Annotated in this window: 25 protein-coding genes, 1 tRNA gene and 1 riboswitch; of the genes, 13 read left to right on the forward strand and 13 right to left on the reverse strand. The window is 69.2% G+C overall.

The features are described 5' to 3' along the window. Positions 1–60: 60 nt before the first annotated feature. From BLV31_RS22475 to BLV31_RS22495, 5 genes are all read right to left on the reverse strand, one after another. Entirely contained in the window at positions 61–1,662 is a 1,602-nt protein-coding gene (locus tag BLV31_RS22475) for an L-lactate permease (protein WP_024102976.1), read from the reverse strand. Between the two features lie 4 nt (positions 1,663–1,666). Beyond that, complete coding sequence (locus tag BLV31_RS22480; protein WP_064060434.1) at positions 1,667–2,095, reverse strand: HIT family protein; 429 nt, start codon at positions 2,093–2,095, stop codon at positions 1,667–1,669. Continuing rightward, the gene (locus tag BLV31_RS22485; protein ID WP_019290064.1) at positions 2,092–2,694 is read right to left on the reverse strand and encodes a TetR/AcrR family transcriptional regulator; all 603 of its coding nucleotides are present in this window, start codon (positions 2,692–2,694) and stop codon (positions 2,092–2,094) included. Before BLV31_RS22485 ends, BLV31_RS22480 begins: the two co-directional genes overlap by 4 nt. Before the next feature lie 114 nt (positions 2,695–2,808). Then, a complete protein-coding gene (gene purB, locus BLV31_RS22490; RefSeq protein ID WP_006551863.1) occupies positions 2,809–4,230 on the reverse strand; it encodes an adenylosuccinate lyase in 1,422 nt (473 codons plus the stop codon). 44 nt (positions 4,231–4,274) lie between these two features. Then, positions 4,275–4,889: a TetR/AcrR family transcriptional regulator gene (locus BLV31_RS22495; protein WP_006551864.1), complete on the reverse strand. Its 615-nt coding sequence runs from the start codon at positions 4,887–4,889 to the stop codon at positions 4,275–4,277. A 145-nt stretch (positions 4,890–5,034) separates the two neighbouring features. Between BLV31_RS22495 and BLV31_RS22500 the strand changes: the two genes are divergently transcribed. Beyond that, positions 5,035–6,678 carry a GMC oxidoreductase gene (locus tag BLV31_RS22500; RefSeq protein WP_064060435.1) on the forward strand — a complete coding sequence of 548 codons (1,644 nt, stop codon included), beginning with the start codon at positions 5,035–5,037 and terminating at the stop codon, positions 6,676–6,678. A gap of 27 nt (positions 6,679–6,705) precedes the next feature. Here BLV31_RS22500 and BLV31_RS22505 read toward each other — a convergent pair whose 3' ends face one another. The 4 genes from BLV31_RS22505 to BLV31_RS22520 all read right to left on the reverse strand — a co-directional run bounded on the left by BLV31_RS22505 (position 6,706) and on the right by BLV31_RS22520 (position 11,718). Beyond that, a complete protein-coding gene (locus tag BLV31_RS22505) occupies positions 6,706–7,905 on the reverse strand; it encodes a pyridoxal phosphate-dependent aminotransferase (protein ID WP_019290068.1) in 1,200 nt (399 codons plus the stop codon). Positions 7,906–7,937: 32 nt separating this feature from the next. Continuing rightward, a complete protein-coding gene (locus BLV31_RS22510; RefSeq protein WP_248846193.1) occupies positions 7,938–9,704 on the reverse strand; it encodes a CocE/NonD family hydrolase in 1,767 nt (588 codons plus the stop codon). A gap of 84 nt (positions 9,705–9,788) precedes the next feature. Continuing rightward, positions 9,789–11,042, reverse strand: coding sequence for a phosphoribosylamine--glycine ligase (gene purD / locus BLV31_RS22515; protein ID WP_006551868.1), 1,254 nt, complete (start codon positions 11,040–11,042; stop codon positions 9,789–9,791). A gap of 10 nt (positions 11,043–11,052) precedes the next feature. Continuing rightward, positions 11,053–11,718, reverse strand: coding sequence for a nucleoside/nucleotide kinase family protein (locus BLV31_RS22520; protein WP_024102972.1), 666 nt, complete (start codon positions 11,716–11,718; stop codon positions 11,053–11,055). 131 nt (positions 11,719–11,849) lie between these two features. On the opposite strand from BLV31_RS22520, the gene BLV31_RS22525 reads away from it, so the two are divergent. The 4 genes from BLV31_RS22525 to BLV31_RS22540 are packed head-to-tail and all read left to right on the forward strand — an operon-like array spanning position 11,850 to position 15,478. Continuing rightward, positions 11,850–12,959 (forward strand): serine hydrolase, encoded by a 1,110-nt coding sequence (locus BLV31_RS22525; protein WP_033096853.1) that lies wholly within the window; start codon positions 11,850–11,852, stop codon positions 12,957–12,959. Continuing rightward, complete coding sequence (locus BLV31_RS22530; RefSeq protein WP_231412891.1) at positions 12,956–13,471, forward strand: ArsR/SmtB family transcription factor; 516 nt, start codon at positions 12,956–12,958, stop codon at positions 13,469–13,471. Before BLV31_RS22525 ends, BLV31_RS22530 begins: the two co-directional genes overlap by 4 nt. A 25-nt stretch (positions 13,472–13,496) precedes the next feature. Next, the gene (locus BLV31_RS22535) at positions 13,497–13,922 is read left to right on the forward strand and encodes an HIT family protein (protein ID WP_006551872.1); all 426 of its coding nucleotides are present in this window, start codon (positions 13,497–13,499) and stop codon (positions 13,920–13,922) included. 56 nt (positions 13,923–13,978) lie between these two features. Then, on the forward strand, positions 13,979–15,478 hold the full coding sequence (locus tag BLV31_RS22540; protein WP_139192989.1) for an MDR family MFS transporter: 1,500 nt from the start codon (positions 13,979–13,981) through the stop codon (positions 15,476–15,478). A gap of 25 nt (positions 15,479–15,503) precedes the next feature. On the opposite strand, the gene BLV31_RS22545 is transcribed toward BLV31_RS22540, so the two are convergent. Next, positions 15,504–15,797 (reverse strand): hypothetical protein, encoded by a 294-nt coding sequence (locus BLV31_RS22545; RefSeq protein WP_033096855.1) that lies wholly within the window; start codon positions 15,795–15,797, stop codon positions 15,504–15,506. A 47-nt stretch (positions 15,798–15,844) separates the two neighbouring features. Here BLV31_RS22545 and BLV31_RS22550 point away from each other — a divergent pair, with 47 nt between their 5' ends. The 3 genes from BLV31_RS22550 (at position 15,845) to BLV31_RS22560 (ending at position 17,378) form a co-directional block, all read left to right on the forward strand. Beyond that, positions 15,845–16,051, forward strand: coding sequence for a hypothetical protein (locus BLV31_RS22550; RefSeq protein WP_006551874.1), 207 nt, complete (start codon positions 15,845–15,847; stop codon positions 16,049–16,051). A 40-nt stretch (positions 16,052–16,091) separates the two neighbouring features. Beyond that, positions 16,092–16,157: riboswitch (guanidine-III (ykkC-III) riboswitch) on the forward strand. A 13-nt stretch (positions 16,158–16,170) separates the two neighbouring features. Then, positions 16,171–16,485 carry a DMT family transporter gene (locus BLV31_RS22555; RefSeq protein WP_006551875.1) on the forward strand — a complete coding sequence of 105 codons (315 nt, stop codon included), beginning with the start codon at positions 16,171–16,173 and terminating at the stop codon, positions 16,483–16,485. Positions 16,486–16,547: 62 nt separating this feature from the next. Beyond that, the gene (locus BLV31_RS22560; protein ID WP_019290078.1) at positions 16,548–17,378 is read left to right on the forward strand and encodes a hypothetical protein; all 831 of its coding nucleotides are present in this window, start codon (positions 16,548–16,550) and stop codon (positions 17,376–17,378) included. Between the two features lie 17 nt (positions 17,379–17,395). Here BLV31_RS22560 and BLV31_RS22565 read toward each other — a convergent pair whose 3' ends face one another. Both BLV31_RS22565 and BLV31_RS22570 read right to left on the reverse strand, forming a co-directional pair. Beyond that, entirely contained in the window at positions 17,396–18,265 is an 870-nt protein-coding gene (locus BLV31_RS22565; protein WP_006551877.1) for a ribokinase, read from the reverse strand. Positions 18,266–18,336: 71 nt separating this feature from the next. Beyond that, on the reverse strand, positions 18,337–18,948 hold the full coding sequence (locus BLV31_RS22570; protein ID WP_019290080.1) for a TetR/AcrR family transcriptional regulator: 612 nt from the start codon (positions 18,946–18,948) through the stop codon (positions 18,337–18,339). Positions 18,949–19,082: 134 nt separating this feature from the next. On the opposite strand from BLV31_RS22570, the gene BLV31_RS22575 reads away from it, so the two are divergent. The 4 genes from BLV31_RS22575 to BLV31_RS22585 all read left to right on the forward strand — a co-directional run bounded on the left by BLV31_RS22575 (position 19,083) and on the right by BLV31_RS22585 (position 20,703). Then, positions 19,083–19,556, forward strand: a complete 474-nt coding sequence (locus tag BLV31_RS22575; RefSeq protein ID WP_006551879.1) for a YflT domain-containing protein — start codon at positions 19,083–19,085, stop codon at positions 19,554–19,556. A gap of 180 nt (positions 19,557–19,736) precedes the next feature. Beyond that, positions 19,737–19,979 (forward strand): hypothetical protein, encoded by a 243-nt coding sequence (locus tag BLV31_RS22580; RefSeq protein ID WP_064060439.1) that lies wholly within the window; start codon positions 19,737–19,739, stop codon positions 19,977–19,979. An 88-nt stretch (positions 19,980–20,067) separates the two neighbouring features. Continuing rightward, complete coding sequence (locus BLV31_RS25635) at positions 20,068–20,226, forward strand: hypothetical protein (protein WP_248846194.1); 159 nt, start codon at positions 20,068–20,070, stop codon at positions 20,224–20,226. Positions 20,227–20,415: 189 nt separating this feature from the next. After that, positions 20,416–20,703, forward strand: a complete 288-nt coding sequence (locus tag BLV31_RS22585; protein ID WP_006551882.1) for a hypothetical protein — start codon at positions 20,416–20,418, stop codon at positions 20,701–20,703. 32 nt (positions 20,704–20,735) lie between these two features. Here BLV31_RS22585 and BLV31_RS22590 read toward each other — a convergent pair. Beyond that, positions 20,736–20,810: transfer RNA gene (locus tag BLV31_RS22590), tRNA-Thr, on the reverse strand. A 145-nt stretch (positions 20,811–20,955) separates the two neighbouring features. Between BLV31_RS22590 and BLV31_RS22595 the strand changes: the two genes are divergently transcribed. After that, positions 20,956–22,665, forward strand: coding sequence for a threonine/serine exporter family protein (locus BLV31_RS22595; RefSeq protein ID WP_072740527.1), 1,710 nt, complete (start codon positions 20,956–20,958; stop codon positions 22,663–22,665). Position 22,666: the final 1 nt, after the last annotated feature.

Genomic DNA, 22,666 nt, shown 5'->3' on the forward strand with positions numbered 1-22,666 from the left:
CACCCCGCACGAAACAGGCGTTCGCGGCACGCCGACGTTCGTCACTGCACAACTGCAGCGTCAAGGCACCATCCAGCCCAGCACCGAGGTGGACTGCAGCCACACGAGGACGGCGAGCACCGCGAGACCGGCGATGCTCAGCGGCCAGATCCGGCGCATGAGCAGCCCGTCCTTGCCGGACAGTCCCTTCACCGACGACACCAGCGCGAGGTTCTGCAGTGCGATCGGGGTGCCGGTGGTGCCGCCGGCCATGTTCCCGGCGACCAGCACGGTCGGGTCGAGTCCCGACTGCTGGGCCGCGGCGACCTGCAGGCTGCCGAACATCGCGTTGGAGGCGGTGTTCGAGCCGGTGACCACGACGCCGAGCCAGCCGAGCACCGGCGACAACAGCGCGAACGCCACGCCCGCACCGGCGAGAAAACCGCCGATCGTGGCGGTCTGCCCGGACAGGTTCATCACGTACGCGAGGGCGAGGACCGCCGTCACCGTCGCGAACGACCACCGCAACTGCACGACCGCCGCGACGAAGCATCGCACCGCGTCGGCCACCGCGACCTTCAGCACCGGTATCGACAGCAGCGCGGCGACGAAGACGAGGCTGCCCGGGGCAGTGAGCAGATCGATGGTGAAGGTCTCCGCGGTGGGAACGTCCCCGTCGGCCGTAGTCACGTCCACACCCGGCCAGGGGAACGACAGGCTCGCGTTCGACAACAGCGACGCCACCGGACCGAACCGGCTGACGAGGAAGACGACCACGATCAGGGCGTAGGGGGCGAACGCCTCGACGACGCGTCGACGCGAGTCGTGGATCCGGTCGGATGCGGCCCGGCGGGCCTCCCGATGCATGGGGTGCACCTTCACCGCGACCAGCAGCACGAGCAGACCGGCCACGGCACCGGCGATGTTGCTCAGCCCCACGGTGAGATAGCTCGCGCACACGAACTGGGCGGCGCCGAAGGCAAGTCCGACGACGAGCGCGACCGGCCACGTCTCGCGAACTCCGCGCCATCCGCCGACCACCGCGACCAGCACGAGCGGAACGAACACCGCGAGCAGGCAGACCTGACGCGCGACGACCGGTCCGATCTCGTCGATCGGGATCTCCGAGACGCGCGACATCGTCAGGATCGGTGTGCCCATGACGCCGAGCGGGGTGACGACCGAGTTGGCGAGCAGCGACGCCGCGGCCGCACGCACCGGCGGCAGACCGGCACCGATGAGCACGACGGTCGCGACGACGATGGGGGTGCCGAAACCGGCGACCGCCTCGAGCAGCGCGCCGAACAGGAAGGCGATGACGATGGTGAGGATCCGCGGATCCGGGGATATTCGCCCGAAGGCGCGGGTGAGGACGTCGAAGTGCCCGGATTCGACGGTGAGCCGGTACACCCAGACGGCGTTGACCACCGTCCACATGATCGGGAAGAGACCGAAGACCGCACCTTCGACACCGGCACTGAGCGCGGACCCGACCGGCATGCCGTAGACGGCGGTGCCCACGATCAGGGCCACGACCACCGCGATTCCCGCGGCCGAATGCGACCGCAGTCGGAAGACGGCGAGCAGGACGAGCATGGTCAGCAGCGGGAGTACCGCCACCAGTGCCGACCACGCGAGCGACCCGCCGACCGGCGCGATCGGCTGAACGTATGCACCTGTCACTGCATCACGACCGGGGTGTCTGCACGGCGGTGCGGATGGTGGCGGCCGTGCCGTCGAGCACGGTCCGGTTCGGTGTCCGCCAATCGGCTCGGATCCCGAAGCCGTCCCCGGCGCTGCGCGGCACGAGGTGCAGGTGCACGTGGAAGACCTCCTGGCCGGCGGCGGCGCCGTCGGCGAGGAACATGTTCACGCCCTCGATCGGGAGGTCGGACGCGCGCATCGCCGTGGCGATCCGTTGCCCGGCGGTGAACACCTTCGCTCCGTCGTCGGGATCGAGTTGTGCCAGTCCGGAGGCGTGCCGCTTCGGAATCACGAGCAGATGCCCGGGAGTGAACGGGCGGATGTCCATGAACGCGAGCACGTCGGGATCGTCGAGCACGACGCTGGCCGGCGACTGCCCGGCCACGATGGCGCAGAAGATGCAGTCCGTCACTGTGGCGTGGACTCCTCCGCACGTGCGGGTCCGCGGGCGGTTTCGAGCAGGCGTAGCAGTTCGCCCTGCACCGTAGGACGGTCGCGCACCGGGTCGTCGCTGTGCGCGAGACACAGCATCGCTTCCTCGACGGCCGCGACGAGCAGGTGCGCGAGCACCGACGTCCGCGTGGGCGACGCCTCGTAGGTCTCGGGATCGAGGGTGACGAGCATGCGCTCGATGGCCTTCAGCGAGGAGTGCCGGTGGGTCTCGCGGACCTCGGCCCAGCCGAGGACCGCGGGGGCTTCGATGAGCAGCAGCCGGCGGGTCGCGGGGTCGTAGACCGCGTCGAGCGAGGCGAGCACGGCCTGGGTGAAGCCCCCCCAGGCGTCCTCGACCGGTTCGGCCGGGACCAGGGAGCTCTCCGCTTCCGACTGGAGTCGTTCGATGACACCGCGGAACAGATCCCGCTTGTCGGCGAAGTGGTGGTAGAGCGCACCGCGCGTCACCCCCGCCACCGAGACGATCTCCTCCGTGGCCGCCGCCGCGTATCCGTCGCGCAGGAACACCTCGCGCGCTGCATCGAGCAGCGCGGTGCGTGTTCGCGCTGCGTCACGCAACCGACCCGTATTTCCCGGTTTCACCGACACTTCGTTCTCTCCTGCTGATACCGCCACCCCCATCGGACACTCCCCCCGGCAGTCGGTTCCCGTGATTCCTGTCGAATCGGCTTCCTACAGAATCGGCGCCGGCGTGTACTTCGCTGCTTCCGGATACTGCGTCACGAGGTCCTGCACCGCCGCGACGACCGCTTCGACCTGCGCGACCGCAGCTCCGGCGAAGACCTCCCGGTCGGCCAGTGCCGCGTCGAGCGCGGCGCGGTCGAGCGGCAGCCGGTCGTCGGCGGCGAGACGGTCGAGCAGATCGGGTTCGCGACCCTCCTCGCGCATCGCGAGTGCGACGGAGACCGCATGCTCCTTGATGACCTCGTGTGCGGTCTCGCGACCCACCCCGGCCCGGACCGCGGCCATGAGGACCTTGGTCGTCGCGAGGAACGGCAGGTACCGCACGAGTTCCTTCTCGATCACCGCCGGGTAGGCACCGAACTCGGCGAGGACCGTCAGGAAGGTCTCCATCTGGCCGTCGATCGCGAAGAAGGCGTCGGGAAGGGCCACACGGCGGACGACGGAGCAGAAGACGTCGCCCTCGTTCCACTGCGCGCCGGCGAGCTCGGCGGCCATGGAGGCATAGCCGCGCAGGACGACCTGCAGGCCGTCGACGCGCTCGCACGAGCGGGTGTTCATCTTGTGCGGCATCGCGGACGACCCCACCTGGCCGGGCTGGAAGCCCTCGGTGACGAGTTCGTGGCCGGCCATGAGCCTGATGGTGTGGGCGAACGACGCGGGACCGGCGCCGACCTGCACGAGCGCGGAGAGCACGTCGTGGTCGAGCGAACGCGGATAGACCTGGCCGACGCTCGTGAAGACGTTCGCGAAGCCGAGATGCTGCGCGACCTTCTGCTCGAGCTGCGCGAGCTTGGCGGAATCACCGCCGAGCAGGTCGAGCATGTCCTGTGCGGTGCCCATCGGGCCCTTGATCCCGCGCAGGGGGTAGCGGGCCATCAGTTCCCGGACGCGCTGCAGCGCGATGAGCAGTTCGTCGGCGGCCGACGCGAAACGCTTGCCGAGGGTGGTGGCCTGCGCCGCGACGTTGTGCGAGCGACCGGCCATGACGAGCGAGGCGTACTCGGTGGCGCGCTCGGCGAGGCGTGCGGCCACGGCGACACCGTGGGAGTGGACGTGCTCGAGCGACCGCAGGATCTGCAGTTGCTCGACGTTCTCGGTGAGGTCGCGGCTGGTCATGCCCTTGTGGACGTGCTCGTGACCGGCGAGGGCGTTGAACTCCTCGATGCGGGCCTTGACGTCGTGGCGGGTGACGCGCTCGCGCTGGGCGATGGACTCGAGGTCGACCTGCTCGATCACGCGTTCGTAGTCGGCGATCGCCTCGGCGGGAACGTCGATCCCGAGTTCGGCCTGCGCCCGCAGCACCGCGAGCCACAGCTGCCGCTCGAGCACGATCTTGTACTCGGGCGACCACAGGTCCCGGAGTTCGGGGCTGGCGTAGCGGGTGGCGAGGACGTTGGGGATGTGGCTCACACAAGTGAGTTTACGGTCCGGGTCTGCTCCCGTATTCCCCGACCTCAATCCTCGACCGGGGGCGCGACGGTCTCGACGACGTCGAGCAGGATGCCGCGCGCGAGCGAGCGCGGGTCGGGATCGAGCTCGCCCAGTCCGCCGAGGACCGCGCCGTCCACGACCGCCACGAGCCGACGCACCTCGCGGGGCCGCACCGATCGGCAGCAGCGTTCGAGCAGGTCGGTGAGCAGGTGGTCGATCTGCTCGCGCATGCGGACCTGCACGTCACGCAGTTCCGGATAGCGGGCTGTCGCGACGCACCGCTCGTACCGGGAGATCAGGCGTTCGCGGTCGATGCCGCCGTCGCAGTCCCGCGGTCCGATGAGCAGTTCGACGATGAGATCGGCCGTGCCCTCGAGACTGCGCGGGAGCGGCTCGATGTCGCGGACGCGCTCCCGCATCGCGTCGAGTTCCCGCTCGCTGTTGTAGTCGACCGCGCATGCGACGAGGTCGTCGAGCGATTCGAAGTAATAGGTGGTCGATGCGAGCGGCAGGCCCGCGCGGGTGGCGACGGCCCGGTGGCGGACGGCGTCGATCCCCCCTTCGAGGATGAGGTCGGCCGCTGCCTCGACCAGCGCCTGACGGCGCCGTTCGCCCTTCGGGGTCGCAGCAATCGACACCTTCTCATGGTGACAGTCCCGACCGTCTCACCAGGGGAAAACGGAAGTGGAGACCAACCGGTACCATTGCGCCCGCCCGCGCGTGTCGAGTCCTCGGCGAGCGCAGCCCCGCGAGTAGATCATCGAACGATCGGAGCCGTACCGGATGAGACGTCGACGCTTTCTGCAGGCATCGCTTCTCGGGGCCGCCCTGGCGGGTGCCGGCGCCGCGGCGCCGGGCATGTCCGGTATCGGCCTCCCGCGTGCGGACGCGCTGCCCGTCGGGGTCGACGAGTACCGCCGACTCGTGCCCGAACTGTTCGTTCCGCCGCCCTCCCCGCCGGAGCATTCCGAGGTCGTCGTGGTGGGCTCCGGTTTCGGTGCGAGCGTCGCCGCGCTGCGCCTGGCCGAGGCCGGGAACCGGGTCACGATGCTCGAGCGCGGCATGCGCTGGCCCCGCGACCCGCACCGCGAGATCTTCACGACCGACCTGCTCGCCGATGGTCGCGGCTACCACCACCGCACCCATTTCACCGGACCGACGGGCATCCCGGTGGTGTGCGACGACTTCGCCGGTGTCCTCGATGTGGTCGACTACCCGAACATGTCGGTGTGGCGCGGCGCGGCGGTGGGTGGCGGATCGATCGTGTTCACCGGAGTGATGATCGCTCCCGAACGGCACCTCTTCGAGCACGTCTTCGGCGGCCGTCTGTCCTACGACGAGATGACCTCCACCTGGTACCCGAAGGTGCGCTCGATGCTGCGCCTCGACCCGATGCCCGACGACATCTACAACGCCGCCGAGTTCACGCACTCGCGGCGATGGGACGACGACGCGCGCGCCGCCGGTTACAGCCCGCACCGCATCGACGGCATCTGGGATTGGGACGTCGTGCGCGCCGAACTCGCCGGCTCGGTCCGCCGATCGGCCGTCGCGGGCGAGAGCAATCTCGGCAACTCGAACGGCGCGAAGTTCGATCTCACGCAGAACTACATCCCGGCGGCAGAGGCGACCGGGCGCACCCTGGTGTGCCACGGTCACCGGGTGCTTGCGATCGGTCAGAACGGCGACGGCCGCTACCGGCTCGACGTGCAGGCCGTCGACCCGACGGGGGTGGTGCTGCGCACTACCACGATCACGTGCGACCGCCTCGTCCTCGGCGCCGGATCGATCGGCACGACCGAACTGCTCGTCAAGGCGCGGCACACCGGTTCGCTGCCGAACCTCGACGAGCGCGTGGGCCGGGGCTGGGGCACCAACGGCGACGCGGTGCTCGTCCGCTCGTTCGCGCTCACCGAGGGTTTCGGCGGCGACCAGGGCGCGCCGTCGGCGTCGCGGATCGTCGACGAGTCCGGTCTGCCGCTGAGCCTCGAGAATTGGTTCGTCGCGGGCACCGCGAAGGACGTCGGGATGCTCGCCTCCCTCGGCATGACCCTCGACCCCACCCGTGCCGACTTCGCGTACGACCCGGGTGCCGATCGGGCGGTTTTGAACTGGCCGACCGGTGGCGAACGCGAGAGCGTCGACGCCCTGCGGGCCGTGCACAACGCGATGGCGCAGGCCGGTGGCACGATCCCGGGCGCATCGCCGATGGCCGAGGACGTCAACGCGACCTTCACTGCGCATCCACTCGGTGGTGCGGTGCTCGGCGAGGCGACCGACGGTTACGGCCGCGTGCACGGCCATCCCGGTCTCTACGTCGTCGACGGCGCGCTGATCCCGGGCAGCACCGGCACCGCGAACCCGTCGCTGACCATCGCGGCGCTGGCCGAACGGAACATCGCGCGGATCATCGCCGACGGGCGGTGACCCGGCCGCGGCGGTCCGGCACGGCGTTCAGGAGACGGGCAGCCAGGCCGCGAGCCGGTCGAGCGCCGCGGTGACGTCGGCAGTCGAACCCGCGAACGACAGCCGCACGGTCTCGCCGCCGCGCACGGTGTCGAAGTCGACGCCCGGTGCGAGCGCGAGCCCGGTGTCGTGGAGCAGCCGCGCGCACCACGCCGTCGAGTTCTCGCCGTCGAGCAGATGGCCGATGTCGGCGTAGACGTAGAAGGCGCCGTCTGCCGGTGCGAGTTTCGTGATGCCGAGATCCGGCAGCCCTTCGAGCAGCAGTTCCCGGTTCACCGCGTAGCGGGAGACGTGCCCGTCGAGTTCGGTGCGGGCCTCGGTCCCGAACGCCTCGACCGCCGCGAACTGCGAGACCGACGGCGGGCACACCGTCATGTTCGACGCGAGTCGCTGCAGAGCCGGACGCATCGTCTCGGGCGCGAGCATCCAGCCGAGCCGCCAACCGGTCATCGAGAAGTACTTCGACACCGAGCCGATCACCACCGAGTCGCGCGAGGTCGCCCACGCCGTCGAGGTCGCCGGTGATCCGGTGCCCTCACCGGTCTCGGACCGGACGGTGCCGAACTCGATGCCGTGGTAGATCTCGTCGGAGATGAGCAGGCTGCCGTGCTCGTCGCACCAGCGCGCGAGCGCCGCGAGCTCGGACGGTTCGATCATCGTGCCGGTCGGGTTGGCGGGGCTGGCGACGACGATTCCCGCAGGCGGAGCGTCGAGTTCCTCGAGCATCGCGACGGTGGGCTGGTAGCGGGTCTGCGGACCGCAGTCGAGTTCGACGACACGACAACCGAGCGCGGCGAGGGTGTTGCGGTAGGCCGGGTAGCCGGGGCGGGCGACGACCACGGTGTCGCCGACGTCGAAGGCCGCGAGGAACACCAGGGTGAAGGCGCCGGACGAGCCGGTGGTGACGACGACGTCGTCCGCGTCGACGTCGATGCCGTACTTGTGGCGGTGGTACGCCGCGATCTCCTCGCGCAGCGGCAGGATGCCGAAGGTCTCCGTGTAACCCAGCAGTTCCGCATCGATCGCCAGGTTGGCGGCCCGGAGCACGGGAGCGGGTGCGGGGGTCGACGGTTGTCCGGCGGCGAGACTCAGGACGTCGCCGTGGCTGCGCTGCCGCTCGGCGGCCGCCTTCCACACATCCATGACATGGAACGTCTCGATACCGGAGCGTTGGGATTCGGGGCGCACGTCGACGACGGTAGTACGCCCCGCGTCGTTCGTCAGAGCCGGACGCGCTGAAGTCGGGTGAGGGCACCCCACGCGATCGGATAGTCCTGACGATCGACGACCTTCACCTGCGTGGCCTCCGCGTCGGGTTCGGGCGTCGGTTGCGGCACGACCGGCAACAGCAGATGCGAGTCGAACTGTCCGCCGGCGTGCACGATGTGGAAGCCCTTGTTGAGGGTGCGATCGTGCCCGACGCGTGGGTTCTCGTCGAGGTCGTGGCCGGCGATGACGAGCACGAGGCTCGATCCGGCTTCGAAGAAGGTGCTGTGCGGCATGATCTCGATGTCGACGGGCACGATCTGGTCGGGCAGCAACGGCCAGTACTTCGTCTGGTCGTGGACGGGCCGGTAGGCGGTGGAGGCCTCCGGGTCCAGCGCCCGCCGCGAGACCCGCATCCACCCGTGGGCGACGAATCCCTTCTCGTAGCCGCCGTGGCCTTCGAACCACACGTCGCGGCCGTGCTCGTCGCGCTTGGCGAGCCCGACGAACAGGTCCATGTCGTTGGCGTCCTTCGCCTGCACCCACAAACGCAGCGCCGCGTGCCCGGTGATCTCGGTGTCCTCGTCGAAGGTGTGGGTGAAGACGAGTTCGTCGCCCGCGACGGGGAAGGTGCGGCGGAACTGGCTGCTCTCGCACGGGGTGGTGCTCAGGTCGGCGTTCGCGTGGTCGAGGTGGAATGCGACGTAACGGGTGTCGGGGACCGGCCACTCGGATTCGAGGCGTTCGGAATAGGTGCGCAGGTCGTGGCGGGTCTCGAGACGGATGCGCGGGGTGTCCTCGAAGCCGTTGTCCTCGTCCTTGAGGAAGCGGTCGAAGAATCGTCGCTGGTAGTCGAGGGCCTCGTTGCCGTAGAAGGTCTGCCACATCTTCCGGCCGTGGGTGTAGAGCCACTTGTGCTCCGACGCGATGCGGCGGTAACCCTCGACCGACCCGCGGGCGCGTGGGCCCTGATCGGACCACGAGACGCCGACGAGCGCGGGCACGGTGACGTCCTCGAGCCGGGGCGGCGGGGCGAGGTGACGGAAGAAGTCGGGGAAACGGCGCCGCAACCACGGGGTGAACCGCCGGAGGGAGGCGGCGCCGCAGCGGGCCCCGGTGTTCATCGCGCTGTACCAGAACTCGCTGTAGCGGGTCTCGGGGATGCCGCCCTGGGTGAGGATGTCGCGGCAGGGATCGCTCACACCTTCCCAGGGTGCGATGGCCGCGAGACAGGGCGGGTTGAGCGCGGCGGTGTACCACTGCAGTGTGGCGAGATAGTCGGCGCCGGCGAGGCCGACGCGGCCGTTGCTCCACTCCTGACCACCGGCCCATTCCACGACGGACGCGCAGTCGAGCGCGGCCCGGCCGAGCAGCAGGCGGGGACGGCCGCCGCTAGCGTGATGACCGCGCATGTCCGCGACGACGAGGACGTAGCCGCGAGGAACCCAGTAGGCGGGGTCCGGTGCTTCGAAGGAGGTGCAGTCACTGATCTCGAGATCGCCGATGTGGTTGCCGGATTCGGCGAGGTCGTCGAAGTCGACGGGATACCGGTCGACGCCGGCGTCCTTGCCGTAGGGGGTGACGGCGACCAGCACGGGGCAGCGGTCGTGCTCACCGGAGTCGGCAGGACGGTAGACGTCGGCTCTCAGTACGGTGCCGTCGCCCGTGCGGATGGGCACGTCGCGCTCGACGAGGACGTCGTCCGGCAACCCGTGGACGACGACGTGGTGGTGCCGTAGCGGTGTCGGGTCCGGCGTCGGCGTTCGTCTTCGAGAAACCATGCAGTCACCCCTGGCGGCATCGAAATGCACCGAGTGTGCAACATACACCCGGTAGGTGCAAGGGTGAAGGACGAGAGTGAAAGGCTAGACCGAGATCCGGCCCTCGACGGCCGCCAGACCGATGTCGCGGCGGAAGTGACCGCCCGGCAGCTTGACGTCGGCGAGCCGATCATAAGCGGCCTCGCGCGCGGACGCGAGATCGGCACCCACACCGATCACGTTGAGCACGCGCCCACCTGCGGAGACCAGCGCGCCGTCCTCGCGACGCTTCGTGCCGGCGTGCAGCACCGTGTCGCCCTCGGCGCCGGTGATCACATCGCCGGTGCGCGGGGTGGACGGGTAGTACTCGGCGGCGAGCACCACGGTCACCGCGGCGCCGTCCTTCCAGCGCAGCGGCGGAAGCTCGGCGAGCGTGCCGGCGGCGACCGCCTTCAGGGCCTCGCCCAGCGGGGACTCGAGCAGAGCGAGCACGGCCTGGGTCTCCGGGTCGCCGAAACGGCAGTTGAACTCGACCACGGCCGGGCCCTCGGCGCCCATCGCCAGACCCGCGTAGAGCAGTCCGGAGAAACCGCATCCGCGGCGCACCATCTCGGCCGCGACGGGCTCCACGACCTCGGAGACGATCCGCTCGACGCTACCCTCGGGCAACCACGGCAGCGGCGTGTAGGCACCCATGCCACCGGTGTTGGGGCCGGTGTCGTCCTCGCCGACGCGCTTGTGGTCCTGCGCCGGGAGCAGCGGCACGACCGTCTCGCCGTCGACGAGGCAGAACAGCGAGACTTCGGGACCGTCGAGGAAGGACTCCAGCAGGACGGGGTGCCCGTTCTCGAGGATCTCGGCGGCGTGGTCGCGGGCGGCGGCGCGATCGGTGGTGACGACGACGCCCTTACCGGCAGCGAGACCGTCGTCCTTGACCACCCAGGTCGGTCCGAACCGGTCGAGCGCCTCGTCGAGGGTCGCGGGTGTGTCGACGACCTCGCTGTGGGCGGTGCGCACACCGGCGGCGGCCATGACGTCCTTCGCGAACGCCTTCGATCCCTCGATGCGTGCGGCGGCGGCGGACGGTCCGAAGCAGGGGATGCCCGCGGCGCGGACGGCATCGGCGACCCCGAGGACGAGCGGAACCTCGGGACCTATGACGACGAGGTCGGCCTTCTGCGCGGTGGCGAGGGCGACGACGTTGTCGGCGGAGGCCGCATCGACGGGGAACAGCTCGGCGACGTTCGCGATACCGGGGTTGCCCGGCGCGGCCAGCACGGCGGTCACGCCGGGGTCGCGGGACAGGGCGAGAGCAAGAGCATGTTCACGGGCACCGGAGCCGATAACGAGTACGCGCACGCAGGACAGACTACGGGACCGGTCTCCACACGAGATCGGCGCGGGAACGCGTGCGCTGAACGGCTTCCGCATTGGGCAGATCGACGGTCCGCACCCATTCGCGTGCGCCGTCCTCGTCCCGTCCGTGGTGGCGGTGCCGGCGCACGAGACGTCGCGTGAGCGTGCGGCGGGGTGCGTCGATGTAGATGACGAGGTCGAGCAGCGGGCGGATGTGTTCCCATCCCCCGGTCTCGAACATCAGGTAGTTGCCCTCGGTGACGATCACCCGGGCATCGGCCGGCACAGCGTGCACCGCCGCGATCGGTTCGTCGAGCGGCCGGGAGAAATCCGGGGCGTAGATCGTCTCGTCGCGGCACTGCCGCACCCGGCTCAGCATGTCGCGGAAGCCGGCCACGTCGAAGGTGTCGGGCGCCCCCTTCCGGTCCCGCGCGCCGAAGGTGTCGAGCTGCCGGTTGGACAGGTGGTAGCCGTCCATCGGCACCTGTCCGGTGGAGACCCCCGCGCATCGGAGGGCGTAGACGAGCAGCGCCGTGGCGCGACTCTTCCCGGCACCCGGCGGCCCGCACAGACCGACGACCGTGCGCCGATCCGCGGGAAGCCCGACGAGGACGTGTGTGACGAGTTCGTCCACGAGCACGCGCAGCGGCGCCTCCCGCACGCTCCCGTCACCTTCCATGAGCCCGACGATACGACCGCCCGCGACCGTCGGAGTCGCCGTGAGCTCTCGACACGCCCACCCGACTGATCTATCGTTATTTCGAAAGTTCGGAATTTCGAACTGTCACCCCGACACGGACGGATACCGCCATGCCGAACAGGATCGGAACCACCCTCGCCGCGACGAGCGTCGTGATCGCTCTGGCCGGATGCGGGCAGAGCACTCCACCGGAGTCCGACATCCCTGCACCGGCTGGGGCGGACGCGTCCGCCCCAGCCGGTGAATGCATGCCCACCCCCGCCGCGGACGTGAGCACCGCCGAAGGCTGGATCGGCTACCTCGCCGAGAACCCCGACACGGTCGCCATCGCGGTCGACGACGGCAACGGCGGGACCTTCGAACAACGACCCGACGAGCGGCAACCGCTCGCGTCGGCTGTGAAGGTCGTGCATCTCGCCGCCTATGCCCGCGCCGTCGCAGCCGGTGAACTCTCCCCCGACGAGCGCGTACCGCTCGCCGACTGGGAACGCTGGCATCTCCCGGACACCGACGGCGGCGCACACCCCCGGGCTCTCGAACGGCTCGGTGTGAACGACCCGGAGGACACCGTCACTCTCGACGAGATGGTGTCGGCGATGATCCAGGAGAGCGACAACGCGGTCCCCGACTACCTGCGCGACCGCCTCGGCGACGACGCCCTGCGCGAGGCCGCCGCCCAGGGCGGCTGGGACGACTTCACGCCGCCGACGATGCTCGGCAACACACTCGCGCTGCTCGACCCGACACTCGACGATTCGTCGGCGGTCTGGGACGCCGCGCGCCGCTACGCCTCCGAACCCGCCTACCGCGCCGAAGCGGTGCAGCACCCGGCGCCGGAGGATTTGTTCGCCCGGGTCGACCGCGTCCAGCGTTTCGACAACACCGGATCGGCCGCCGAGCTCACCGCCCTGCATCGCGCGATCGCCGACGGTTCGTTCGGTGCCGGCGGTGACCTCGCGCGTACCCACCTCGAATGGCAACCGTCCACGGTTCCGGGATTCGAGGGAGTCGGATTCAAGGGCGGTAGCCTGCCCGGCATCCTCACCGACGCAGTCACCTTCCGCCGCGATGACGACACGATCGCGACCACGGTGATGCTCGCGTCCGGCATGTCGGACAGCGACTACGCGGAAGCCCTCGAATCGTTCGCCCATCAGGAGATGCTCGCCGCGGCAGCGAACGATCCCGATTTTCTCGAGCGGATACGCTGCGCGATGTGAGCGACGGCGACGTGAACGACGAGTACGAGGCCCGGCTCGCGGATCTCGAACGCCGTGTGCGGATCCTCGAGGGCGACGCGACCCGCCGGGGCGCCGGGGACGGTCCCGGTGGCACCGGTCCCGTGGCGGACGTGGCAGGAAGCACGGGGTCCGTGACCTACGGGGGCTTCGTCTCCCTGCACGGCAACGTCCGCTGGAACATCGAGTACGACGCGGGCGCATCCCTCGCACTCGATCCCGTTCCCGTCGCCGCCGTCCTCGACGCCTTGGGCAACCCCGCGAGGCTGGCGATCGTGCGGACTCTGCTGCGCGGGCCCGCCACCGCCACCGAACTCCAGGAGGCCACCGACCTCACGTCGACCGGCCGGCTCTACCACCATCTCCGGGCTCTGTCGGCTGCGCGGGTGGTCGAGCAGGGAAGCCGAAACCGCTACCGGATCGCGCCGGAGAAGGTCGTGCCGCTGCTGGTCCTCACCGTCGCGGCGGCCGATGTCGGGGAACAGCTCCGGTGAACCCGGTGTCCCTTATCCTCCCGGTATGACTTCCGTGTTCAGCAAGATCATCGCCGGTGAACTGCCGGGCCGTTTCGTCTGGCAGGACGACGACGTCGTCTCCTTCCTGACCATCAACCCTTTCACCGAGGGACACGTGCTGGTCGTGCCACGGCAGGAGGTCGATCACTGGCAGAGCGTGGACGACGACCTGTGGGCGAAGGTGAACGACGTCGCCCGCATCCTCGGTCGCGCCGTCACCGCCGCCTTCGACGCCCCGCGCGCCGGCCTGATGATCGCCGGCCTGGAGGTCCCCCACCTGCACCTGCACGTCTTCCCCGCCTACTCCCTCGGCGACTTCGATTTCGCGACGGCCGAGAAGGATCCGTCGCCCGAATCGCTCGACCGCGCGCATCGCAAGATCAAGGACGCCCTGCGCGAACAGGGGCACGGCGAGCACGTCCCCGACTGATCCGCTCGACGGGATATCGGCGGAACAATTCCGACCGGTATCCCGTTGTGTTCCTCGTGTCTTCTACTCCACCGAGTTCCCCAGCCTCGGCCGGTACGGCCGAGCCGCAGGCCGCTGCCGCACCGCGCGCCGGTCTTCTGATCGCCGTTCTCGTCGGGGCCGCATTCGTCGTCATCCTCAACGAGACGATCATGAGCGTCGCGCTGCCGAAGCTGATGGTCGAGTTCGACGTCGGCGCAGCCACCGCCCAATGGCTCACCACGGCGTTCATGCTGACCATGGCCGTCGTCATCCCGATCACGGGTTACCTGCTCACCCGGCTGTCGCTGCGCACGGTCTTCGCGATCGCGATGGGCAGCTTCCTGCTCGGCACCCTGATCGCCGCGAGCGCCCCGATCTTCCCGGTCCTCGTGCTGGGTCGTGTCGTCCAGGCCGTGGGCACCGCGGTGATGTTGCCGCTGCTGTTCACGACGGTGCTCAACCTGGTTCCCGCCGATCGTCGCGGTCGCACGATGGGCGTGATCTCGATCGTCATCGCGGTCGCTCCCGCGGTCGGCCCGACCATCGGTGGCGTCGTGCTCGACCAGCTGAGCTGGCGGTGGATGTTCTGGCTGGTGCTGCCGATCGCGGTCGTCGCGACGGCGCTCGGCCTGAGCTGGATCCGCAGCGTCACCGAACCGGTCGCGGTTCCGCTCGACGCCCCGTCGGTGGTGTTGTCGGCCCTCGGGTTCAGCGGTCTCGTCTTCGGTCTGAGCAGTCTCGGTGAGGCCGCCGAGGGCGATCCGCTCATGCCGCCGTGGCTGCCGCTGGTCGTCGGCATCGCGTCGCTGACGGTCTTCGTCCTGCGTCAGATCCGCCTCGGCGACGGCGCCCTGCTGGACATGCGCGCGTTCCGTACCCCGGCGTTCTCGCTCGCGGTTGCACTCGTCTCGGTAAGCATGATGTCGCTGTTCGGCACCCTCATCCTGCTGCCGATCTACCTGCAGAACGTGCTGGGTCAGTCGACGCTGACCACCGGCCTGATGCTGCTGCCCGGTGGTCTGGTCATGGGTCTGCTCGGCTACATCGTCGGACGCCTGTTCGACCGGTTCGGTCCGCGGCCGCTCGTCGCACCGGGCGCGGTCATCGCCTGCGTCGCGATGTGGGGCATGACGACCTTCGACGCGACCACCACGATCGGCACGGTCATCGCCTGGCACGTGCTGCTCAACATCGGCCTCGCGTTGATGTTCTCGCCGCTGCTGACCTCGGCACTCGGAGCGCTGCCGCGGCAGTTGTACTCCCACGGCAGCGCCATCGTCAGCACCATGCAGCAGGTCGCCGGTGCGGCCGGTACGGCGTTGTTCATCACGGTGCTGACCCGCACGACCGTCGCGGGCGCCGAGAGCGCGGGCGATCCCGCCGGTGCGCTCGCGGACGGTGTCCACGGCGCGTTCACGTGGGGCGCGGCGATCGCGGTGATCGCAGTCGTCGGCTCCCTGTTCGTCCGACGGGCCCCGGAGCCCGAGGCGGATGGGGTGGAGGTGTCGGCCCCCGAGACCGCCGGAACGCACTAGCCGGCAGTACACACCGGCCCGGCACTCACGCGCCGGTCGTCACGACTTCCCTGTTCGACGGGAAGCGTGGCGGCCGGCGCGTTGCTGTCCGCACACGGTTCGTGGAGGAAGGCGTCCAGTTCGACCCACGAGGTGTCGCGTGCGGCGCTGCCGGACGGACGCTGGATCTCGCGTCGATCGCGGTGAGGCGGTAGGCCGTGCGGACGATGGGTGCGGGCACCCCGCCGAAGACGGCGTCGAGCAGGCCGAGTGCGGGCTCGGCGACGAACAACGACCACGCGTTCCGCGCGGCCTTCCCGACCACGTCCGTGATCCCCATGTATGAGCTCGGAGAACCTGTCCGACGGCAGTGCTATCAAGTGATGCATGACGTGTTCACAGTGCAACCACGATCTCGACCACTGCCACGGCACTCTCGTGCTCCACGCCGATACTCGGGTCGACTGCACCGAACCCGACTGCGTCGACTTCGAGATCGTGCGGCACACCCTCGTTCTCGACTGCATCGAACTGGACGGCGGATGTTCGTGCACGGTGATTGCGCAGGAATCGCAGCTACTGCGCGTGTCCTGAGCAATTTGCCAATACTCGCCCGGAATTCCTAACCTCGACGGAGGTGGCCGCCGGTCGGCCTCCCGGACGAGCGCACCGTACCCGGCCAGCGACAAGACGGTGCAGGAGCGTTGTACGTCATGGCCTGGATCGTTCTCGTCCTCTCCGGTGTGCTCGAAGCCGTGTGGGCTACAGCCCTCGGCAGATCTGCCGGTTTCAGCCGGCTCACCCCGACACTGGTGTTCGTCGTCGCCCTCGTCCTGAGCATGGCCGGGCTCGCGTATGCCCTGCGCACCCTGCCGGTCGGGACGTCCTACGCGATCTGGGTGGGTATCGGCGCCGCTCTCACGGTCGGATATGCGATGGTCACCGGCACCGAGACCGCCTCGCTGCTGAAGCTCGCACTGATCGCGGGCATCGTGCTGTGCGTGGTCGGTCTCAAACTCGTGCACTGACGTTCTCGGGCCTCACGTTCTCGGACTGACGTTCTCGAGCACTGACCGTTACAGTCGGTTCCATGAACCTCGGGTCCGTACTCGTGATGCCGGTGCGTGTGGGTCTGACCGCCGCAGAGGTCGCCCTGAGCGTCGCCGAGACGGTCGTCGGCACCGTGCGGGTCGCGGTGTCGCCCACCACCTACTCCGCGCTCGGCGCGGTCGGCCTGCCCGACACCCGCAGTTCGGTGGGTCTGCTGCAGCAGATCTCGAAGCTCACGTCGGAGGACCGTGGACTCGGTCACGCGTTGCGTCCCGGCGGTCCCCTCGACCGGCTGCTCGCGCCGGGCGGTCCCGTGGATCGGCTCACCGAGCCGGGTGGTCTGCTCGATCGGTTGCTCGAACCGGGCGGACCCGTCGACCGGCTCACCGCACCGGGTGGTCCCCTCGACCGGATCCTCGCCGACGACGGTGCCCTCGACCGTCTCGTGTCGGAAGGGGGTCTGCTCGATCGCCTCACCGCGCACGACGGCCCGCTCGAACGGCTGCTCGCCCAGGACGGCGCGGTGGAACGGCTCACCGCGCCGGGCGGCATCGTCGATGTGGCGATCCGGCCCGGTGGGGTCGTCGAGCGGGCCCTCGCCCAGGGCGGCGTCCTCGACGTCCTGCTCTCCGAACGGGGCGCCCTCGAACGACTGCTCGCCGAGGGCGGTCCGCTCGATCAGATCGTCTCGCTCTCGGAGACCCTCGCGCATCTCACGCCCGGCATCTCGCAGATGAACGCGAGCATCGACATGTTGCAGGAAACGGTCGAGCTGCTGCGCGGGGCCGTCGGTCCGCTCGGCGACCTCGCCGGCCGGCTTCCCGGGCGCTGGTTGCGCAGCGGCAAGGGCGAGCTGCTTCCGCCGCCCTGACGTAGTTCCTCGCCGTGTCAGCGATCGGAGCGGCGGGATGCGACCAGCCGGGCAGCGTCGGCCGATGCCCGGCGCGCTGCCGCGAACAGGTCCTCCCCCGTGCCGAGCAACGCGGCGAGCGTGCCGGCGAAATGATCGCCCGCCCCCGTCGTGTCGACGACCTCGACCTGCGGGACCCGCAGATGTTCGATCGCGTCCTCGGTTCCGACCACGACGTCCTCCCCACCACGGGTGATCACCACGGTGCGCACCTGTTCGAGCAGGCGGGTCACGATCGCGTCGAAGGGGGTCCCTGCGGGAAGACCCGCGTAGTGCAGGGCTTCCTGCTCGTTGAGTACGAGCGGATCGGCGCCGGCGAGGACGTATTCGTCCAGGTCGATCACCGGGCTCGGATTGAGCACGAACCGGCGGTCGTGATCGCGCGCCCACTGGGCGGCGGCCCAGGTCACTGCGGGGAGCAGCTCGAGTTGGGTGAGCACCACCGCGGGATCGAGGGCATCGAGTGCTGCGGTCACGTCCTCGGCCTCGAGCAACGAATTGGCCTCGGGTACGACGACGATCCGGTTCTGCCCGTCGTCGGAGACGAGGATGACGGCCCGGCCGGTCGGGCCCGGTGTGGTGCGCAGATGGGAGGTGTCGACCCCTGCCCTCTGTTGCACGCCGCGCAGTACGTCAGCGGCATGATCGCTGCCCACCGCGCCGACGATGGCGGTGGGAGCCAGGCGGGCAGCACCGATGGCCTGGTTCGCGCCCTTGCCTCCCGGATAGGTGCGCAGATGCCGGCCGAGTACCGTCTCACCTTCTTCGGGAGCACGTGCCACGACGACCGTCAAGTCGAGGTTCAGCGATCCCACGACCGCCACCACGCATCGACTCGACTCGGTCACGGGTCGAGCCTACGACCGATCGACCTGCGGGGCGGGCCTACGACTGATCGACCCGAAGGGCGGGCCTACGATCACTGCCCCTGCGGGTCCGGTTCCAGTTCGGGGCAGACGATGTGGACGACCTCGTCCGCCCAGGACTCCCCCACCTCGCCGTGACGCAGGTAGGCGCCGAGATACGCGCCGACGAGCATCGAGACGGCGGTGTCGACGTCGATGTCCTTGCGGATCGCGCCCGACTCGATCGCGGTGCGGAGCACGTCGGCGACGACCTCGCTCCGGGCATTGATGATCTCCCGGATCGACTCGGTGAACTCGGGTTCCTGGTCGGTGAGCAGTGCGCCGACACTGCCCATGCCCACTTCGTTCGACAGTCCGCGACGGATCAGCTCGAGGGTCCATTTGACGCGGTCGTAGACGCACAGCCCGTCGGGCACGCACGGTGAGGCGACCTGCGAGTGCAATGCCGCGTCGAGGATCTCCTCACGGTTCGCGTAGCGCCGGTAGATCGTCGTCTTCGCGACGCCCGACAGCGCCGCGACCGCCTCGACGGTGACGCGGTTGGGCCCGTGAAGCCGCAGGATCTCGAGCGCGGCCTTCACGATGCGTGCGTCGGTCCCGGCACGCTCCTTGACGGGGCGCCGCGACGTCAGGGCCACGGATTCCGTCTCGACCTCGCCCACCATGTCTACATCCTCCTCGCGCGGGCATACACCCGCAGGATTCCCGAGTCTCCCCGACAAGGCGACCCCGAATCAAACACTACGAAACGATACGCTACGATGAGCGTATCGTTCCAATCGTCGACGAAGGGGAACGCATGACAGATATCTACGCACCGACACCCGGGCACTACACCGAATCCGAAACCGTCCTCGAGAGCTACCGCACCTACGACGCCGTCGAGAGGGCCATCGACCACCTGTCCGACGAAGGCTTTCCCGTCGAGTACCTGCGGGTCGTGGGCCAGGGAGTCACCACCGTCGAACACATCGAAGGCCGCATGACCAACGGCAAGGCCGCCCTTCGCGGCGCCGCCGCAGGCGTCTGGACGGGCCTGCTCTTCGGTCTGCTCCTGGCACTGCTCCTGCCTGCCACCGGCATGGCCACCGTGATCCTCACCGCTGTCGTCTTCGGCGCGGTGTGGGGCGGATCACTCGGCTTCTTCACCCACTGGAGCACCGGGGGACGCCGCGACTTCGTCTCGAGAAAGAGCATCGAGGCCTCGCGCTACGACCTCATGGTCGATTCCGAGTTCGTCGATCAGGCGCGCGAGAAGCTCGCACTGCGCTGACCGGCCATTGTTTCTCCGATTCGAGAACCTCTTCGCCCACGCCGACCGGCGTGGGCGAAGTCGTTTCTGGTGGAAAGAACAACACGAAAGGGATATTCCACCCGAATCGCCACATTCGTCCGATGCGGATAATCCGTGTTTGCCCGGTCGATTCTTTCCACTGATGGCATGATTCGAGTTATGGCCGGATCGTCGAATACTCCCCCGAAGCCTGCTGTGGGCTCGAAGGTCGTCGTACGCGCGGGTGTCGCGGGCACCAAGGCCTGTCCCGGCACGATCGTCGAAGACTTCGGTCCAGCACAGGAAGCCGTGGGCGACAAGCTGGGTCGCGACTGGGCGCGCGTGCGCCGCTGGGCTGTGGCACTCGACGACGGACGGCTGATATTCGTCGATATGGACGCATTCGAATCCTTGAAGTCCTGATATCCGATCCATTTCGTCACTTCCGTATTCACACGCCCCTGCAGTGACGTGCGGAGGGTGAACAACCGGGTGAACTGCGGCGGATCCGTTGACGCTCCGTGCGCCCGAACCGTTCTCCGGATATGACCTGGATCGGTGGCCGCTGCTCGGATGGCTCACGGCATCCCCGGTGGTCGCCCTCGTATTCGGGCGCGTCGCCGCGGCGCACGACCTCCACGAGGCGCCGCGCACACGATTGCGCCGGTGATCGACCTGTCCGAGCGCCGAGCACTCCGCCTCGGTGAACACCACCGGCCGGAGCAGGACGGCAACGGCCCGGCAACCCTCCCGGAGCCCCGTGTTCCGATGTAAATTGTCCTTCTCGCCTTCGACGGGACAGGGATCCGGTCCGGGCGAACACCCGCCCGTGCATGTCTGCCTCCCGGATCGAGGGACGATGACCGCAGACCGCTTCACCCCGGTCCCGCCCCGCAACGGCGCCGGAAACACGGCACTGACCGCAGGGATCGTCGCGCTCGTCTTCGCCTTCGTACCCGTCATCGGCGACTTCGTCGCGATCCCCGCAGGTCTGGTCGCAGTGGTGTGCGGATGGATCGGTCTCGAACGGGTCGACAGGGGCACGGCGACGCATCGCCGCGAAGCTCTGATCGGTGCGTGCCTCGGCGTCGCGGCACTGTTCGCCGTGTTCGTGGTCTTCGCAGCGGTTCACAGCAGCACCGGATGAAACAGGCCCGCGCGGTACGCGACGGGCCCTACTGGAGCCCCCTGTCAGGATTGAACTGACGACCGCTCGCTTACAAGGCGAGTGCTCTACCACTGAGCTAAGGAGGCACAGAACTCGACGGTCGCGGACGACGCGTGAGCGACGCCATCATATAGCGCGTCACACTCTCGGCGCGCACCCACCCGCCTTCGTTACGGTGGATTGCATGCCCACCCTCCCCGTTTCCCCCAGCCGTACCGGAGGCCGCGGACGGTGAGCCGCTTCGACGACTTCCTCGATCGGGTTCTCGGTACCCGCCGCGCGACCATCGACGCGGTCACCGAGGCGCCGGCGCCACTGCAGCCGATCGATCTGACCGACGATGCAGTGGTCGCCGAGGCGCTCGACGTCGCCGTGCGTGTCGGTGAGGTCCTGCTCGCCTCGGGCACCGGCGCGATCGACACCGCCGAACAGGTGCGGTTCGTCGCTGCCACCTACGGTCTGGCGCAGTGCGACGTCGACGTCACCTACAACTCGATCGTGCTGTCGGCCTATCGCGGACCGACCATGCCGCCGTCGAGCACGATGCGGGTGGTGCACTACCGCTCGATGGACTTCACGCGGCTCGCGGCCGTCGACCGTCTGACCCGCCGCGTCCGCCGCGACGCGATCTCCCCGGCGCAGGCGCACGAAGAACTGCTCGCCATCACCACCAAGGCGCATCCGTACAACCGTTGGGTGGCGACGATCGCGTGGTCGGCGATGGCCGCCTCGATCTCCGTGCTCCTCGGCGGCGACGCGCTGGTTGCGCTCGTCGCCTTCGGTTCGACGTTCGTGATCGACCGCGTCAACCGCAAACTCAACGCGGCCGGGTTGCCGTTCTTCTTCCAGCATCTGGTGGGCGGCATCGTCGCGACAGCCCCGGCGATCACGCTGTACGGGATACGGGAGACGATCGGGATCGAAGTGTCACCGGGACTCATCATCGCGGCCGGCGTGACGGTGCTGCTGTCCGGTCTGTCGCTCGTGGGTTCGGTGCAGGACGCCATCACCGGGGCCCCCATCACGGCGTCGGCGCGTTTCTTCGAAGTGCTGATGATGACGGGCGGCATCGTCGCGGGTGTCGCGACGACCCTGCGGGTCGCGTCGGTGTTCGGCGCCGAACTCCCTCTCATCAGTTACGAGGCACTTCCCGACCTCACACAGCTGCCGACGAAGATCCTCGCCGGTGCCGCGGCGGCGTTGTTCTACGCCGTCGCCTGCTACGCCGAACGTCGCGCTCTCACGGTCGCCGCGCTCGCCGGCGCCACCGGCAGCCTCGGCTACCAGCTCGCGCTCGGGTTGTCGCTCGGTCCGATCATCTCGTCGGCGCTGGCCGCGACCGTCATCGGTTTCGCCGGTGGTCTGATGGCCCGCCGCGCGCTCACGCCACCGCTGGTCGTCGCGGTCGCCGGCATCACGCCGCTGCTGCCCGGTCTCGCCCTCTATCGCGGCCTGTACGCGATGCTCCGCAATCAGATGGCCACCGGCATGACGGCACTGTTCTCGGCGTTCGGTATCGGGTGCGCGCTCGCCGCGGGTGTCACGCTCGGTGAATGGCTCGCCCGCCGCACGCGCAACCCGCGCGGTGTCCTCCGCGTCGGCGCGCTGCGTCGCCCGCAGCTGCGGCGGATCCCCCGGATCCGGCTCGACAAGAACCGCCCGGTGTGGCGTCCGGCGCCCGGCCCCGCCACGGGCCCCATCCCGGTGGGATCGCTGCACACCGGCCCGATACCCACAGCTCCCGGGACGGGCCCCATCGCGACGGGTCCGATCGCCACCGGTCCGATACCGACGGGCCCGATCGCGTCGGGTCCCCTGGCCACGGGCCCGATACCTCTCGACCCACACGGGTCGTCGTCGGGCCGGGAGGCAGGATCGTCCGTACAAACGACGAGAGCCACGCTGCGCTTTCGGCGCGGGCGTGACTCTCGGCGGATCTGAC

Source organism: Rhodococcus pyridinivorans, from assembly GCF_900105195.1.
GTDB classification, from domain to species: domain Bacteria; phylum Actinomycetota; class Actinomycetes; order Mycobacteriales; family Mycobacteriaceae; genus Rhodococcus; species Rhodococcus pyridinivorans.

Coding starts and splice junctions, on each gene's coding strand:
- BLV31_RS22500 (WP_064060435.1), top strand. CDS start 5,035: ATGAGACGTCGACGCTTTCTGCAGGCATCGCTTCTCGGGGCCGCCCTG.
- BLV31_RS22510 (WP_248846193.1), bottom strand. CDS start 9,704: ATGGTTTCTCGAAGACGAACGCCGACGCCGGACCCGACACCGCTACGG.
- BLV31_RS22520 (WP_024102972.1), bottom strand. CDS start 11,718: ATGGAAGGTGACGGGAGCGTGCGGGAGGCGCCGCTGCGCGTGCTCGTG.
- BLV31_RS22525 (WP_033096853.1), top strand. CDS start 11,850: ATGCCGAACAGGATCGGAACCACCCTCGCCGCGACGAGCGTCGTGATC.
- BLV31_RS22535 (WP_006551872.1), top strand. CDS start 13,497: ATGACTTCCGTGTTCAGCAAGATCATCGCCGGTGAACTGCCGGGCCGT.
- BLV31_RS22545 (WP_033096855.1), bottom strand. CDS start 15,797: ATGGGGATCACGGACGTGGTCGGGAAGGCCGCGCGGAACGCGTGGTCG.
- BLV31_RS22550 (WP_006551874.1), top strand. CDS start 15,845: ATGACGTGTTCACAGTGCAACCACGATCTCGACCACTGCCACGGCACT.
- BLV31_RS22555 (WP_006551875.1), top strand. CDS start 16,171: ATGGCCTGGATCGTTCTCGTCCTCTCCGGTGTGCTCGAAGCCGTGTGG.
- BLV31_RS22560 (WP_019290078.1), top strand. CDS start 16,548: ATGAACCTCGGGTCCGTACTCGTGATGCCGGTGCGTGTGGGTCTGACC.
- BLV31_RS22570 (WP_019290080.1), bottom strand. CDS start 18,948: ATGGTGGGCGAGGTCGAGACGGAATCCGTGGCCCTGACGTCGCGGCGC.
- BLV31_RS22575 (WP_006551879.1), top strand. CDS start 19,083: ATGACAGATATCTACGCACCGACACCCGGGCACTACACCGAATCCGAA.
- BLV31_RS22580 (WP_064060439.1), top strand. CDS start 19,737: ATGGCCGGATCGTCGAATACTCCCCCGAAGCCTGCTGTGGGCTCGAAG.
- BLV31_RS22585 (WP_006551882.1), top strand. CDS start 20,416: ATGACCGCAGACCGCTTCACCCCGGTCCCGCCCCGCAACGGCGCCGGA.